The organism is Pseudomonas sp. IPO3774 (assembly GCF_013386835.1).
In the GTDB taxonomy this organism is placed as follows: Bacteria; Pseudomonadota; Gammaproteobacteria; order Pseudomonadales; family Pseudomonadaceae; genus Aquipseudomonas.
Genome location: NZ_JACAQY010000019.1, coordinates 50,702 through 64,189 on the forward strand (window position 1 = coordinate 50,702; position 13,488 = coordinate 64,189).

The following is a 13,488-nucleotide window of genomic DNA, read 5'->3' on the forward strand; positions in this document are numbered from 1 at the left end:
GGGAGCGGGCTTGCTCGCGAAGGCGGCGTGTCAGTCAATACATCCGGCGACTGAACCACCGCTTTCGCGAGCAAGCCCGCTCCCACATTTTTAGATCGGTGTCGGGCTCAGAAAATATAGTCAGTGGTCAGAAAGCTCGACGTGCGTTCCTGCAGGATGTCACTGACCAGTTCCTTGTTGCTCGCCTGGAACTTGGTCGCCACCAGGGTACGGATCGAAAACACCCGCAACGCATCATGTACCGACAGCGTGCCCTCGGCCGAGTTCTTGCGGCCGTTGAACGGGAAACTGTCCGGCCCGCGCTGGCACTGGGCATTGATGTTGATCCGGCCCACCTGGTTGGCGAACGCGTCCACCAGGCGCCCGACTTCCCTCGGGCTGGTGCCGAAGATACTCAGTTGCTGGCCGAAGTCCGACTCCAGCACGTAGTCGATCACCGTCTCCAGGTCGCGGTAAGGCACGATCGGCACCACCGGACCGAACTGCTCCTCGTGGTACACGCGCATCTGCGGGTTCACCGGGTACAGCACCGCCGGGTAGAAAAACGAGCCACGGCTGGCGCCGCCATTCTCGTTCACCACCTTGGCGCCATGGGCCAGTGCGTCGGTCACCAGGCCGCCGAGGTAATCCACCTTGCCCTGCTCGGGCAGTGGCGTCAGCGACACACCGTCTTCCCACGGCATGCCAGGCTTGAGGGTCGCCAGCTTGCGGTTGAATTTCTCGATAAAGCTGTCGACCACATCCTCATGCACAAACAGGATCTTCAACGCGGTGCAACGCTGGCCGTTGAACGAGAGCGAACCGGTGACAGCTTCGTTGACCGCATTGTCCAGGTCGACCTGCGGCAGCACGATCCCGGGATTCTTTGCATCCAGGCCCAACGCCGCGCGTAGCCGGTGCGGTTTCGGGTGCAGTTTCTTCAAATCGCTGGCGGCCTTGTTGGTGCCGATAAACGCAAAGATATCGATCTTGCCGCTGGCCATCAGCGCGCTGACGGTTTCGCGGCCGCTGCCGTAGATCACGTTGATCACGCCGGCCGGGAAGCTGTCGCGGAACGCCTCCAGCAACGGGCGAATCAGCAGCACGCCGAGCTTGGCCGGCTTGAACACCACGGTGTTGCCCATGATCAGCGCCGGGATCAGCGTGGTGAAGGTCTCGTTCAGCGGGTAGTTGTAGGGGCCCATGCACAGCGCCACGCCCAGCGGCACCCGGCGGATCTGCCCCAGGGTGTCCTGTTCCAGCTCGAAGCGGCTGGAGCGGCGGTCGAGTTCCTTGAGGGCGTTGATGGTGTCGGTGATGTAGTCGCAAGTGCGGTCGAACTCTTTCTGCGAGTCCTTGAGGTTCTTGCCGATCTCCCACATCAGCAGCTTGACCACTGCGTCACGCTGTTCGCGCATACGCCGCAAAAACGCTTCGACATGCTGGATGCGATCCACCACGCGCATGGTCGGCCACGCCCCCTGGCCACGGTCGTAGGCGGCCACGGCAGCGTCGAGGGCGGTCAAGGCGGTATCGGCGTCCAGCAGCGGGGTGCTGCCGATGATCACCGGCGTGTCACCGTCGGTGCCGCGCAACTGCACCGGGCTGCGTACTTCGGCCAAAGGGCCGTTCCACACATGCAACTGGCCGCCGACCAGGTAATCACGTTGTTCGATGGGCGCCGCGAGCCGGAATTGCTCGGGAATCTCGGCGGCAGTGGGAAACAGCTGGGCGAGCAGGTTGTCGGTGGTCATGTCGCTACCCCTGGAGTGGTTGCAAAACGTGACTAGAGATTCACCCATCAACGCCCCGTGTGGCAAGGGCTAGACGCATTAACCCGCGAACCTTGGAAAACCTTGAGCACAACCGTGAGCTCGCCGGGTAAACTGCGCGGCTTTCTTGAAGGAGTTCACATGAGTCAGTACCAGCCGGGCATTCTTGCCGCACCGGTGCCGTTGCAGGCACGCCATCTGTTTTTTGCCATTGAGTCGCTGGATGCCGTGCCTGCCGCACTGGATGCGCTGGTGCAGTTGGTGGACGCCAGTGCGGTGGTCGGTTTTGGTGAGCCGCTGGTCAATGCCCTTGGCGCCCGGATTGACGGGTTGCGGGCGTTCCCTCATGTGAGCGGGCCGGGGGCGGAGAATCCGTCGACCCAGCAGGCGCTGTGGGTCTGGTTGCACGGTGTGGATCGCGGTGAGTTGCTGTTGCGCAGCCGGGCGTTCGAGAAGGCCCTGGCGCCGGGGTTTGGTCTGGTGCAGATGACCGAGGGGTTTCGCTACAAGACCGGGTTTGATCTGACCGACTATGAGGATGGCACTGAGAATCCGCATGATGATGCGGCGGTGGAGGCTGCGGTGGCGCAGGGTGGTGCGAGTTTTGCGGCGATCCAGCAGTGGCAGCATGATCTGGATGGGTTTGCGGCGTTGCCAGCTCTGGAGCGGGACCACATTATTGGTCGGCGCCATGGCGATAATGAGGAGCTGGAGGACGCGCCGGAGTCGGCGCACACCAAGCGTACGGCTCAGGAGAGTTTTACCCCGGAGGCGTTTGTGGTGCGGCGGTCGATGCCATGGGCCGAGAATGGTCAGGCGGGGTTGATGTTCCTGGCGTTTGGGCATTCGTTTGATGCGTTTGAAGCCCAACTGCGGCGGATGAGTGGGCTTGAGGATGGGATTGTTGATGGGTTGTATCGCATTAGCAAGCCGTTGACTGGGGGGTATTACTGGTGTCCGCCGGTGCGTGATGGGCGGTTGGATTTTAGCTTGGTGCGCTGAGGTTTTTGTTCGGGGTACATATCCATTATTTAGGTAACGGCCGCCTATGGTTCCGCTCTTACAGCGGGTCACTTTTGGCAAACGCCCGGAATGCCGGCCCAGCCAAAAGTAACCAAAAGGTCTCTGCCCCACCACTCGGTGCCTCGCCTAGGCTCGGCATGCCCGCACTCCGTGGTTCTGCTTTTCTGTGGGAGCTGGCTTGCCTGCGATGCAGACACCTCGGTTTTTCAGATACACCGAGGCGATGCCATCGCAGGCAAGCCAGCTCCCACATTTGAACCGTGCCCGCTTTAGCTTTTGATTTTGCTTCACAACACTCCAAAAGTGAGCCGCTGTAAGAGCGGAACCAATACCAGCCCTGACCGCAGCAACGGATATGCCCACCTCACCCCGCCCCAAAAAAGAAGCTTTTATGACAAAAGTTCGGTAGTCCCCAGCGACCCCCGTCTTGGCTATGTAACGCGCTCAACACCGCCAAAAAAGGCGACGTCAGAGCCGCAAGCAGGATGCCAGGAGTGGGGCGAATGGGAACTATGGAACGTTACTCGAAAGTCGGCATGCAGGAGCTCGACCAGCGCCTGTCAAAGATCGTCGAAGCCGCACGCAAAAAACCGGTCTCGGTCTACCGCTATGGCGCACCGTGGGTATGGATCGTCTCCCAGGACGACTGGCAAGGCGCGCTCAAGGAAGTCTCCAGCTACATCCCCGCAGGCCATTCACTGGTCTTGCTGCGCCCGCAGATCGACGACATCCTCGACCTCCACCGCGACCTGCTCCAGGCCCAACCCGGCACCCAGATCGCCCCCCAGACCGTCTTGCAGATCCTGCTGCTGCAACTCCTGTACTCAGTCCCCAACGAACAGCAACTGCACGAACAACTCAACTACAACCTGCTGTTCCGCTGGTTCGTCGGCCTCGACCTGAACCAGAAAGTCTGGGGCATCAACCTCCTGCAACGCGACATCGCCACGTTCCTGAACAACCCGCAGGCGGTGCAGTTGATCCAGAAAATCATCGGTGAAGTGTTCTGTGGCGCCTTGCTGCACATGCCGGAGTTCTCCCTGAACTTCGCCCTGCTGCACACCTGGCTCGCCCGGCACGGCAGCACCTCGATATCCAGCAATTGAACAGGCCAAACGCCGGGCAAACGGCGACGGCAATCATTCTTAGTAGACCAGGGGGCGGTGTGGAGCATCTGTTCAAATCAACGCTGGCGCTGTGCTGGCTGACGCTGGGTGCACTGGCGCAACCGCTACAGGCCGAAGAGCAGGGCACCCAGCCCGAGCCTCCGGCACGGCTGGTGGACGTCAACGAGTACTTCGTGCGCGGCAACACCGTGCTCGACGCTCGTGCGATCGAAGAGGCGGTGTACCCGTTTCTCGGCCCGCAAAAGACCCTCGCCGACATCGAAGGCGCCCGGGATGCCCTGCAGAAGATCTATCAGGCACGCGGCTATCAGTCGGTGTTCGTCGAACTGCCGGAGCAGAAGGTCGATGACGGAATCGTTTACCTGCAGGTCAGCGAAACCAAGGTCGGGCGCGTCCGCGTGGTCGGCGCCAAGCACTATTCGCCGGTGGAAATCCGCGACGAAGTACCCGGCTTGAAGGAGGGCGCGGTTCCGGATTTCACCAGCGTGCAAACCCAACTCGCCGGCCTCAATCGCAGCGCCGGGCGGCAGGTCACGCCGCTGGTCCGCGAGGGCCAGCGCCCCGGCACCATGGACGTCGACCTGCAGGTGGAAGACCAGAACCCCTGGCACGCCAGCCTCGGCCTGAACAACGACTACAGCGCCGACACCAAGGAGCTGCGCAGCGTCGCGACCCTGGGTTACGACAACCTCTGGCAACTGGGCCACAGCATTTCCCTGACCTACTTCACCGCGCCCCAGGACAGCGACAACGCCAAGGTCTGGTCGGGCTCCTACACCGCGCCGCTGACTGATCGCTGGAGCCTGCAGTTCTCCGGTTATCAGTCCGACAGCAACATCGCCACCATCGGCGGCAGCAACGTGTTGGGCAAGGGCCATTCCTATGGCGTGTCGGCGATCTACAGCCTGCCGGCCAGTGGCAATTGGGCCAATTCGTTCTCTGCCGGGGTCGACTTCAAGGACTTCAAGGAGCAGATGAAGTTTGGCGGCAGCACGGACGATATCCCGCTGAAGTACGCACCGCTGACCTTCGGCTACAACGGCTACCGCTACACCGAGCAGTCGCAATTGGGGCTGGGCTTGAGCCTGGTGGTGGGTACCCGCGCGTTCTTCGGCTACGGCAGCGACGCCGAGGAGTTCCAGTACAAGCGTGACAAGGCCAGCCCGAGTTTTGCGGTGCTCAAGGGTGACCTGAATTACACCTACACCTTCGGCAACGACTGGCAGTCGGCGTCCAAGGCCGGCTTCCAGCTGGCCTCGGGGCCGCTGGTGTCCAACGAGCAATATTCCGCTGGCGGCGCTACGTCGGTACGCGGGTATCTCGCCGCCGAGCGCACCGGCGACGAAGGCTACCTGTTGTCCCAGGAGCTGCGCACGCCGTCCCTGGCCAAGTTTCTCGGCAGCTACGTGCAGGAGTGGCGCTTCTACGCGTTTGCCGAAGGCGCACGCCTGCGCCTGCATGACCCGCTGCCCGAGCAGGAAGACGAATACAGCCTGGCCAGTGTCGGCCTCGGCACCCGCGCCAGTTTGAGCAAGTGGTTGTCCGGCAGCCTGGATTGGGGCTACCCGCTGCTTGAAGGCCCAAATACCCAGAAACAGGACTCGCGACTGCACTTCAGTGTGCAGGCGACTTTCTGACCCCTTTTTTCGGAGACTCCTGACATGCAACGCCTATTTCTGAGCCTGTTGATCTGCCTGGGCTTCGCGCTCCCGGCCACCGCCCATGCCTGGTGGCAGGACGATTGGCACTACCGTAAACAGATCACGGTGGACACCACCTCCCAGGGCGCAGCCATCAGCCAGGCCCTGGGCCGCACTGCGTTGCTGGTGCGCCTGCACACCGGCAACTTCAGCTTTGACGGGGTCAAGGACGACGGCGCCGACCTGCGCTTTGTCAGCGCCGATGACAAGACTGTGTTCAACCACCAGATCGAAAGCTTCGACCCGCTGATGGGCATGGCGCTGATCTGGGTCGATGTGCCCAAGGTCGAAGGCGGCCAGCGCCAGGACCTGTGGATGTACTACGGCAACCAGAAGGCGCCGGCCACCGCCAACGGCCAGTTGACCTTCGACCCGAACTACACCGCGCTCTACCACTTCGACGGCGCCAACGGCACGCCGCCCCGGGACACCACGGCCTACGGCAACACTGCCGTAAACGCCACCGGTGCGAGCATCGACGGCGTGATCGGCCGGGCCTTGCAGTTCAGTGGCCAGCCGTTGCTGCTGCCAGCCAGCCCGTCGCTGCAACACGCAGCGGGCGGCGCCTTCACTTTCAGCGCCTGGTTGCGGGTCGACCAGGCCAGCGGCGAGCAAGTGGTGGTGGCCCGTCGCGAGGGCGCCCACAGCCTGTTGCTGGGCTTGAACCAGGGCATGCCGTTTATTGAAATCGACGGCCAGCGCGCCGTCTCGACCCAGCCGCTGAACCCCGGCCAATGGCAGCACCTGGCGTTCACCGCCGAGGGCGACAAGGTCTCGCTGTACGTCAACGGCCGTGAGACCGCGACCCTCGCAGTGGCGATGCCGGCGTTCAATTCGCAACTGGCCATCGGTGCCGATTTGCCGGAAGCCGCCGGCGGGCACCTGCCGTTTACCGGGGCCATGGACGAACTGCGCTTGTCCAAGGTCGCGCGCCCGGCAGCCCTGTTGCTGGCCGATGCCACGGCCCAGGGCGCCGAGTCGAAACTGGTGGCCTATGGCGTGGATGAAGAACAGTCGGGCTTCGGCTTCGGCAGCCTGGGGTTCCTGCTCAAGGCGGTGCCGGTGGATGCCTGGGTGATCATCCTGGTGCTGGTGGGGATGATGTTCCAGTCGTGGTTCATCATGCTCCGCAAGAACCGCCAGGTCAGTCGCGTGAGTGCTGCCAACGATATCTTCCGCGAGCAATTCGCACAGATCGGTACGCGCCTGGAGATGTACTACGACGACGCGTTGCTGGCCGAGCGCCTGACCCATTCCTCGCTGTGGCGCCTGTACCGGGTCGCGGTCAAGGAAATCCGCACTCGCCGCGCCCAGGGCGCCGACACCTCGTCGGTCTCGGCAGCCACCATCGAAGCCATCCGCTGCTCCATGGACGGCGTGCGTACCCGGGAAAACCAGCAACTCGGCGCCAAGCTGTCGACCCTCTCCAACGCGATTGCCGGTGGCCCGTATATCGGCCTGCTCGGCACCGTGCTGGGGATCATGGTGGTGTTCCTCGGCACGGCGATGGCCGGCGACGTGAACATCAACGCCATCGCCCCGGGTATGGCGGCGGCCTTGCTGGCCACGGCCATGGGCCTGTTTGTCGCGATCCCCGCGCTGTTTGGCTACAACCGCCTGATTACCCGCAACAAGGAAGTCAGCGCCGACATGCGCGTGTTCGTCGACGAGTTCATCACCCGCCTGGCGGAGATGCACGGCGAGAGCCAGCACAGTGAAGCGGCGCACCGTCGCGACCACCACGCCCACGTCCCGGCCTGAGGAGAATCAGCATGGCTTCCGTGAATGCCTCCCACGACGATGACGATGACGCCCCCGTCGACAGCATCAACATCACGCCCCTGGTGGACGTGCTGATGGTGGTGTTGGTGATGTTTATCCTCACCGCCACCGCCCAGGTCTCGGGGATCCAGATCCACCTGCCCAAGGCCAGTGCTTCGGTATCGCTGTCCGAGGCCAAGACCAAGGCCATCTCGGTGAACGATGGCGGCCAGGTGTTTCTCGACGCTTACCCGGTGACCTTGCCTGAACTCGAAGAGCGCCTGCGCATCGAGAAAGCGCTGAACCCGGACTTCCCGGTGATCGTGCGCGGCGACGCCATGGTGCAGTACCAGAAGGTCATCGAAGTGCTCGACCTGCTGCGTCGCCTGGAGCTGTCCCAGGTCGGGCTGGTCACCGGCAAACCGAGCCAGGGCTGAGTCATGACCGCACAGATGCCGATCACGCCGACGCCCCTCAAGAACAAGCCGCCATTGCGCCCGCTGAAGTGGGGCATTGGCCTGCTGCTGGGCGCCGTGGCTGCCTGGTTTCTCTGGCAGTGGGCCAATGACATGAGTGGCGTGCGCCGTGAAGCGCCCAAGGTGCCGACGATTATTCCGTTGCCGCCACCGCCACCACCGCCGCCGGAAAAACCCAAGGAACCGGAGCCCGAGGTGCAGGAAAAAATCCCCGAGCCGGAACCCACGCCGACCCCCGACGAGGTCAAGCCCGAGGAAGAGGCACCGCCTTCGCCAGCAGACGACCTGGCCAACCCGATGCAGATCGACGGCGACGCTCAGTCCGGTACCGACGGTTTCAACATCGGTGCCGGCAAGGGCGGCGGCATGGCCGGTTCCGGTGGTGGCGGGCTCGGTACCGGGACGTTCAAGCAGTACCTGGCCGGGGTGTTCCAGCGCCTGCTGCGGGAAGACCCGGAGCTGCGCAAGAAGGCCTACACGGTGCAGGCCGACCTGTGGCTGAGCGCAGACGGCGAGGTGACGCGCGTGGAGCTGGCCAAGTCCAGCGGCGACGCCGACACCGACGCCCAGGTGCTGGCCGCATTGCGTGCCACACCGCGGCTGAAGGAACGCACACCCACCTCAATGACCCTGCCGGTACGCCTGTCCCTCAAGGGCCGGCGCCCGGATTGATCGAACCCTTTTTTGCAGTTTTCTACAGGAGTTGTGTGCAGATGATTTCCCACGTGAATCGATTGACCCTGGCGGTCGGCATGGTCATCGCGACCCTGGTCGGCCAGGCGACGGCCGCCGCCGCGCCTTCGGAAAACGCCACGATCAACCTGATCCGCCTGCTGGTGCAGCAAGGTGTGCTCAAGCAGGAACAGGCCGACGGGCTGATCGCCCAGGCTGAAAAAGAGGCTCAGCAGGCACGTCAGGCCAGCACCGCCACGGCAGTAGCGGCAGGTCCAACTGCGGCCCCCGGCGATGTGCGGGTGCAGTACGTGCCGGCAGCGGTGCGCGACCAGATTCGCGACCAGGTCAAGGCCGAGGTCATGGCCACCGCCAAGCAGGAAAACTGGGCCCAGCCCAACACGTTCCCGGAGTGGGTCTCGCGCATCAGCTTCGACGGCGATATTCGCCTGCGGGATGAGTCGCGCTATTTCTCGGGCAACAACAGCAATGAAATCGTCGATTACGCCAAGCTCAACGACAGCGGCCCCTACGACGTGAACAAGAACACCAACACCAAATTGCCGCCGCTGCTCAACACCCGCGAAGACCGCGAGAACCTGTTCCGCCTGCGCGCCCGCCTGGGCATGAAAGCCGTTATCTCGCCGGAATGGACCGCCGGCATCCGCCTCGGCACCGGCAACGACAACAACCCGGTGTCCACCACCCAGACCCTGGGCGGCGGCTTCGGCAAGAAAGACATCTGGCTCGACCAGGGCTACCTCACCTGGAAGACCACCGACTACATGACCCTGACCGCCGGACGTTTTGCCAACCCGTTCTATTCCACCGACATGATGTATTCCGGCGACCTCAACTTCGACGGTGTGGCGGCGATCTTCAACCACAAGCTCAACAGCGACTGGGGCCTGTTCGGCACCCTCGGCGCGTTCCCGGTGGAATACAGCCCCGACACCGCCACCACCAACGGCTTCGACAAGGACGAGAGCGAAAACAAATGGCTGTTCGGCGGGCAGATCGGCGCCGACTGGAAGATCAACCGCAGCAACAGCCTGAAGGGCTCGATGGCCTACTACCACTTCGGCGATATCCAGGGCGAACGCTCCAGCCCTTGCTCGCCGTGGGCCGGCCAGCCGGCGTGCGATACCGATGGCACGCGCCTGGCCTTCATGCAGAAGGGCAACAGCGTGTTCCTGCTGCGAGACATCACCCCCAACCCGGCAACGCCTGGCCTGACCCCGCAACCGCAATTCGTCGGCCTGGCGTCCAAGTTCAACGTGCTGGACCTCAACCTGGCGTGGGACAGCGAGCTGCCGGAGGACCTCAAGCTGCGCAGCCAGACCAACTTCATCCACAACCTGGCCTACGACAAGGGCGAGATGCTCAAGCGCAGCGAAGGCCAGATCGTCAACAATCTCAACAGCGACGGCCAGTTTGAAAGTGGCGGCAATGCGCTGCTGGTGCAGTTCACCCTCGGCAGTGCGCTGGAGATGCGCAAGAAGGGCGACTGGAACGTGCTGGCCGGCTACAAATACATCCAGCCGGATGCCTTGCCGGACGGCTTCAACGACTCCTCGTTCCACCTTGGCGGCACCAACGCCAAGGGCTATTTCATCGGTGCCAACTACGGCCTCGACAAGAACATCTACGCCAGTGCCCGTTGGCTCAGCGCCTCCGAAGTGTATGGCGCGCCGTTTGAAGTGGATGTCATGCAACTGGAACTCAACACGCGCTTCTGATGCGCCGGAGAAAGCTCATGAACACGCGAATTTGCGGCCTGCTTCTACTGCTCGTCACCACCGGCGCTTCGGCTGAAGGCATGGAGGAGCGCCTGCGCACTCAGCTGCGCAGCACTACCCAGCAGTTGCAGGCGCTGCAAAGCGAGCAGGCCCAGGCCAGTGCCGCACGCATCGCCGCCGAAACCCAGGCCAAGCAGGCCCAGGCGCAGGTCAAGCAACTGACCGCCGAACTGGAAAAGACCCGTGGCGTGGCCGAGCAACTGGTGGGCCAGCAACAGAGTCTGCACAGCCAGGCCCAGGCCCAGGTGGCCGCGAGCAATGAGCAGGTGGGCAAGTTCAAGAAAGCCTATGAAGACTTGCTGGTAATCGCCCGGGGCAAAGAAACCGAGCGCGCACGTTTGCAGGCGCAACTCACGGAACGTGACACACAAGTGCAGCAATGTTCAGTCAAGAATCAACAGATGTACGACGTGGCCCAGCAGTTGCTGACGGCCTACGAAAAAATCGACGTGGCCGACGTGATGAGCATCCGCCAACCGTTCGCCAGCAGCACCCGGGTCAAGTTCGAGGAACTCGCCCAGGGTTTTGGTGACGGCCTTTACCTTAATCGGTTCGATGCTCCACAGACCGTCACTAATCATTGATCGACAAGGAAGAGACCCTTATGAGCGACGTACAACTGATCACCAGCGTGACCCCGCAAGCCTTGACCGAGCTGCTGCAGGAAGCCGGCTACCGGGTCAACCAGACCGAGCAGAACGGCATCGTGCAATTGCTCAGCGCAAGCCAGGGCATCGGCTTCGCCGTGCGTTTGGGCAACCCGGCGGCAGAGCAGGGCAGCTACGTGGACTTCACCTACAGCTGCGCGCTGCGGGTGCAAGGCGAATTGCCCGAGGGGCTGGCCCAGGTCTGGAACGCTTCCCGACGTTTTGCGCGGTTGTCGTTGCAGGGTGAGTTCCTGCTGATGGAGATGGATGTGGTGGCCGCCGGCGTGGGTGCGCCGTACTTGCGCAATCAGCTGGAATTGTGGGACCGCCTGCTGCAGGAATTCATCGTCTACCTGCGTGAATACAGCCAGCAAGCCGCCCAGCTTCAAGCCCAGGCCGACGCCGCGCCTGCCGTCGATGCCCGTGAAGAGGCGCCTGCCCTGTGAAGAAACCAACCCTGGTGGTCGGCGCTGGCGCCCTGGTGGTGCTGGCGGTCGCGGTGGGGTTGAGCCTGCGGCCGGGCAGTGACCCGGTCGCAGCCCAGCAGCCGGCGCCGGTGGCCGTGAAGGACGGGCCGGCGGTGGCGCGCCTGGGCAACCAGCAGATCGACCTCGCCGAACTCAAGTCGGTGTTGGCCGCCTTGCCGGCGGAAACCCGCGAGCAGTTGCGTGGCAACCGCAGCGCCCTGGAAACCTGGCTGCGTTCGCGCCTGGCGCAAAAGGCCGTGCTTGAACAGGCCGATGCCCAGGGCTGGCGGCAGCGCCCGGAGGTGGAGCAACAGACCCGCGCCGCCACCGAGCAGATCGTATTTCGCGACTACATGTTGTCGGTCAGCCAGGTGCCGACGGATTACCCCAGCGCCGCTGAATTGCAGCAAGCCTATGACAGCGGCAAGGCACAATGGGTGACGCCGCCGTTGTACCAGGTCAGCCAGATTTTCCTGGCCGTGAGCGACCCGCAAACCGTCGACAATGTGCGCCGCCAGGCCCAGGAGTTGAGCCGCAAGGCGCAGGCCTCGCCGGGCGAGTTTGCCGCCCTGGCCAGCCAGTATTCCCAGGACCCCGACAGCGCCCGGCGCGGTGGCGATTCCGGGATGCAGCCATTGCAGCAATTGGTGCCTGAAATGCGCGGTGTGGTGGCGCGGCTCAAGACGGGCGGGGTGTCGGAGCCGGTGCAGAGTGCGGCGGGTTTTCACGTGCTCAAACTCACTGGGCAACAACCGGCGCGCACGGCCACGCTGGATGAACTGCGTGGCCGCCTGACCGAGGCCTTGCGTGCGCAACGCCAGGAGCAGATTGCCAAGGCCTACCTGGAAGGCATGCTCAATACCGCGACCTTGAGTATCGATGGCGCCGAGCTGAACAAGGTGCTGGAGTAAAAAACCGTATCGCCGCATTGGATGCACAGTACCCACAAGACAGGGAGTCTCCCATGGTATTTGTTGAACCGGCTGTACCCCACGGCGTCGCGCCTTATCGTGCGTCGACCGAATCCCGCGAGGCCTGGCTGGCCCTGGCGGCCGCCATCGAGCCCGAGGTGGCGCAGTATTTCCTGATCAGCGCCCGCTGTGGGTGTTTCATGCAGGCGGCTCGCAGCCTCAATATCAAGGCCACGCAGTTGCGCAAGCGCCTGGCGCAGCTGGAAGAGCAACTGCGGCGTTCGCTGTTCAGCTATCAGGGCAATGTCCTGGCCCTGAGTCGTGAAGGGCAGCAGTTGCAGGCGCAGTTGATTGCCCTGGCGCATGAGCGACGCTTGCCGGTGCTGGAGCAACCGTTGATTCGGCTGGCGGTTGCCGAGTCGATCCTGCATGACATTCTGGGGCGCGACCTGATTGCGCTGTTGCGGCGCAATGCGAGTGTGCGGCTGGAGATCATTTCCATCGACAGCGAGTTGGGGTTGCAGGCGCTGGATGCGGATGTGGTGGTGTGGTTGTCGGGTATGGATTCGCCGGGGGCGGGGCCGAGTTTTGCCATTGGGGCGCCGGAGGTGTTGGCGCGGTTGGATTATTCGCCGCATATTGCCAAGCGGTATTCGCGGTTGGCGGTGCGGCCGGACAGCATTGAAGACCTTGCGGATTATATGTTGGTGCAGTGGCAGCCGGACCGGCAGGTGGAGGCGCTGCGGCCGTGGAATAGCCTGGTGGAGCAGCGGCTGGCGGGGGTGGTGCGGGTGGAAGCGTATCCGCTGATGCTGGAGATGATTCGGTGCAGTGCGTGTATTGGGTTGTTGCCGCGGTACATGAGTTGTTTTGATCGTGGGTTGACGGCGTTGGATAGGGTGTTTCTGGAGGCGATGCAGCGGCAGGTCTGGATGGGGGTGAGTGCTGATGTGCGGCATCCGCTGGAGGTGGGGTGGGTGGTGGAGATGATTCGGAATACGTTTCTTGAGCGGGGGGAGTGGTTTGATTGATTGATTGATTGAGTACATATCCGTTTCTTCGGTAACGGCTACTTATGGTTCCGCTCTTACAGCGGGTCACTTTTTTACAAACGCCTAAAAAAGTAACCAAAAACGCTTTGCCCCACCCCCCGG

Annotated in this window: 12 protein-coding genes; 11 read left to right on the top strand and 1 reads right to left on the bottom strand. The window is 63.0% G+C overall.

Going from position 1 to position 13,488, the window contains the following annotated elements; translation table 11 throughout:
- Nucleotides 1-107 precede the first annotated feature (107 nt).
- Entirely contained in the window at nucleotides 108-1,733 is a 1,626-nt protein-coding gene (locus HYE77_RS14095; RefSeq protein WP_102369501.1) for an NADP-dependent glyceraldehyde-3-phosphate dehydrogenase, read from the bottom strand.
- Nucleotides 1,734-1,892: 159 nt separating this feature from the next.
- Between HYE77_RS14095 and HYE77_RS14100 the strand changes: the two genes are divergently transcribed.
- The 11 genes from HYE77_RS14100 to HYE77_RS14150 all read left to right on the top strand — a co-directional run bounded on the left by HYE77_RS14100 (nucleotide 1,893) and on the right by HYE77_RS14150 (nucleotide 13,365).
- Nucleotides 1,893-2,753 carry a Dyp-type peroxidase gene (locus HYE77_RS14100; RefSeq protein WP_177068900.1) on the top strand — a complete coding sequence of 287 codons (861 nt, stop codon included), beginning with the start codon at nucleotides 1,893-1,895 and terminating at the stop codon, nucleotides 2,751-2,753.
- Nucleotides 2,754-3,286: 533 nt separating this feature from the next.
- Nucleotides 3,287-3,880, top strand: coding sequence for a transposase (locus tag HYE77_RS14105; protein ID WP_003211546.1), 594 nt, complete (start codon nucleotides 3,287-3,289; stop codon nucleotides 3,878-3,880).
- Nucleotides 3,881-3,939: 59 nt separating this feature from the next.
- Complete coding sequence (locus HYE77_RS14110; protein ID WP_008430334.1) at nucleotides 3,940-5,538, top strand: ShlB/FhaC/HecB family hemolysin secretion/activation protein; 1,599 nt, start codon at nucleotides 3,940-3,942, stop codon at nucleotides 5,536-5,538.
- A gap of 24 nt (nucleotides 5,539-5,562) precedes the next feature.
- Nucleotides 5,563-7,362, top strand: a complete 1,800-nt coding sequence (locus HYE77_RS14115; RefSeq protein ID WP_177009738.1) for a DUF2341 domain-containing protein — start codon at nucleotides 5,563-5,565, stop codon at nucleotides 7,360-7,362.
- Between the two features lie 11 nt (nucleotides 7,363-7,373).
- Nucleotides 7,374-7,799, top strand: coding sequence for a biopolymer transporter ExbD (locus tag HYE77_RS14120; protein WP_003211540.1), 426 nt, complete (start codon nucleotides 7,374-7,376; stop codon nucleotides 7,797-7,799).
- A gap of 3 nt (nucleotides 7,800-7,802) precedes the next feature.
- Complete coding sequence (locus tag HYE77_RS14125; RefSeq protein ID WP_032898546.1) at nucleotides 7,803-8,510, top strand: energy transducer TonB; 708 nt, start codon at nucleotides 7,803-7,805, stop codon at nucleotides 8,508-8,510.
- A 41-nt stretch (nucleotides 8,511-8,551) separates the two neighbouring features.
- Nucleotides 8,552-10,249 (top strand): putative porin, encoded by a 1,698-nt coding sequence (locus HYE77_RS14130; RefSeq protein WP_177028761.1) that lies wholly within the window; start codon nucleotides 8,552-8,554, stop codon nucleotides 10,247-10,249.
- A gap of 17 nt (nucleotides 10,250-10,266) precedes the next feature.
- Nucleotides 10,267-10,893, top strand: coding sequence for a hypothetical protein (locus HYE77_RS14135; protein WP_008430322.1), 627 nt, complete (start codon nucleotides 10,267-10,269; stop codon nucleotides 10,891-10,893).
- Nucleotides 10,894-10,913: 20 nt separating this feature from the next.
- Entirely contained in the window at nucleotides 10,914-11,402 is a 489-nt protein-coding gene (locus HYE77_RS14140) for a YbjN domain-containing protein (RefSeq protein WP_177019718.1), read from the top strand.
- Nucleotides 11,399-12,334, top strand: coding sequence for a peptidylprolyl isomerase (locus tag HYE77_RS14145; protein ID WP_177009735.1), 936 nt, complete (start codon nucleotides 11,399-11,401; stop codon nucleotides 12,332-12,334). The genes HYE77_RS14140 and HYE77_RS14145 overlap by 4 nt, the downstream gene beginning before the upstream one ends.
- Nucleotides 12,335-12,387: 53 nt before the next feature.
- Complete coding sequence (locus tag HYE77_RS14150; protein WP_177068901.1) at nucleotides 12,388-13,365, top strand: LysR family transcriptional regulator; 978 nt, start codon at nucleotides 12,388-12,390, stop codon at nucleotides 13,363-13,365.
- Nucleotides 13,366-13,488 lie beyond the last annotated feature (123 nt).

Bases quoted from the DNA above. Each gene is read 5' to 3' on its own strand.
- HYE77_RS14095 (WP_102369501.1), bottom strand. From the start codon at position 1,733: ATGACCACCGACAACCTGCTCGCCCAGCTGTTTCCCACTGCCGCCGAG.
- HYE77_RS14100 (WP_177068900.1), top strand. From the start codon at position 1,893: ATGAGTCAGTACCAGCCGGGCATTCTTGCCGCACCGGTGCCGTTGCAG.
- HYE77_RS14105 (WP_003211546.1), top strand. From the start codon at position 3,287: ATGGAACGTTACTCGAAAGTCGGCATGCAGGAGCTCGACCAGCGCCTG.
- HYE77_RS14115 (WP_177009738.1), top strand. From the start codon at position 5,563: ATGCAACGCCTATTTCTGAGCCTGTTGATCTGCCTGGGCTTCGCGCTC.
- HYE77_RS14120 (WP_003211540.1), top strand. From the start codon at position 7,374: ATGGCTTCCGTGAATGCCTCCCACGACGATGACGATGACGCCCCCGTC.
- HYE77_RS14125 (WP_032898546.1), top strand. From the start codon at position 7,803: ATGACCGCACAGATGCCGATCACGCCGACGCCCCTCAAGAACAAGCCG.
- HYE77_RS14130 (WP_177028761.1), top strand. From the start codon at position 8,552: ATGATTTCCCACGTGAATCGATTGACCCTGGCGGTCGGCATGGTCATC.
- HYE77_RS14135 (WP_008430322.1), top strand. From the start codon at position 10,267: ATGAACACGCGAATTTGCGGCCTGCTTCTACTGCTCGTCACCACCGGC.
- HYE77_RS14140 (WP_177019718.1), top strand. From the start codon at position 10,914: ATGAGCGACGTACAACTGATCACCAGCGTGACCCCGCAAGCCTTGACC.
- HYE77_RS14150 (WP_177068901.1), top strand. From the start codon at position 12,388: ATGGTATTTGTTGAACCGGCTGTACCCCACGGCGTCGCGCCTTATCGT.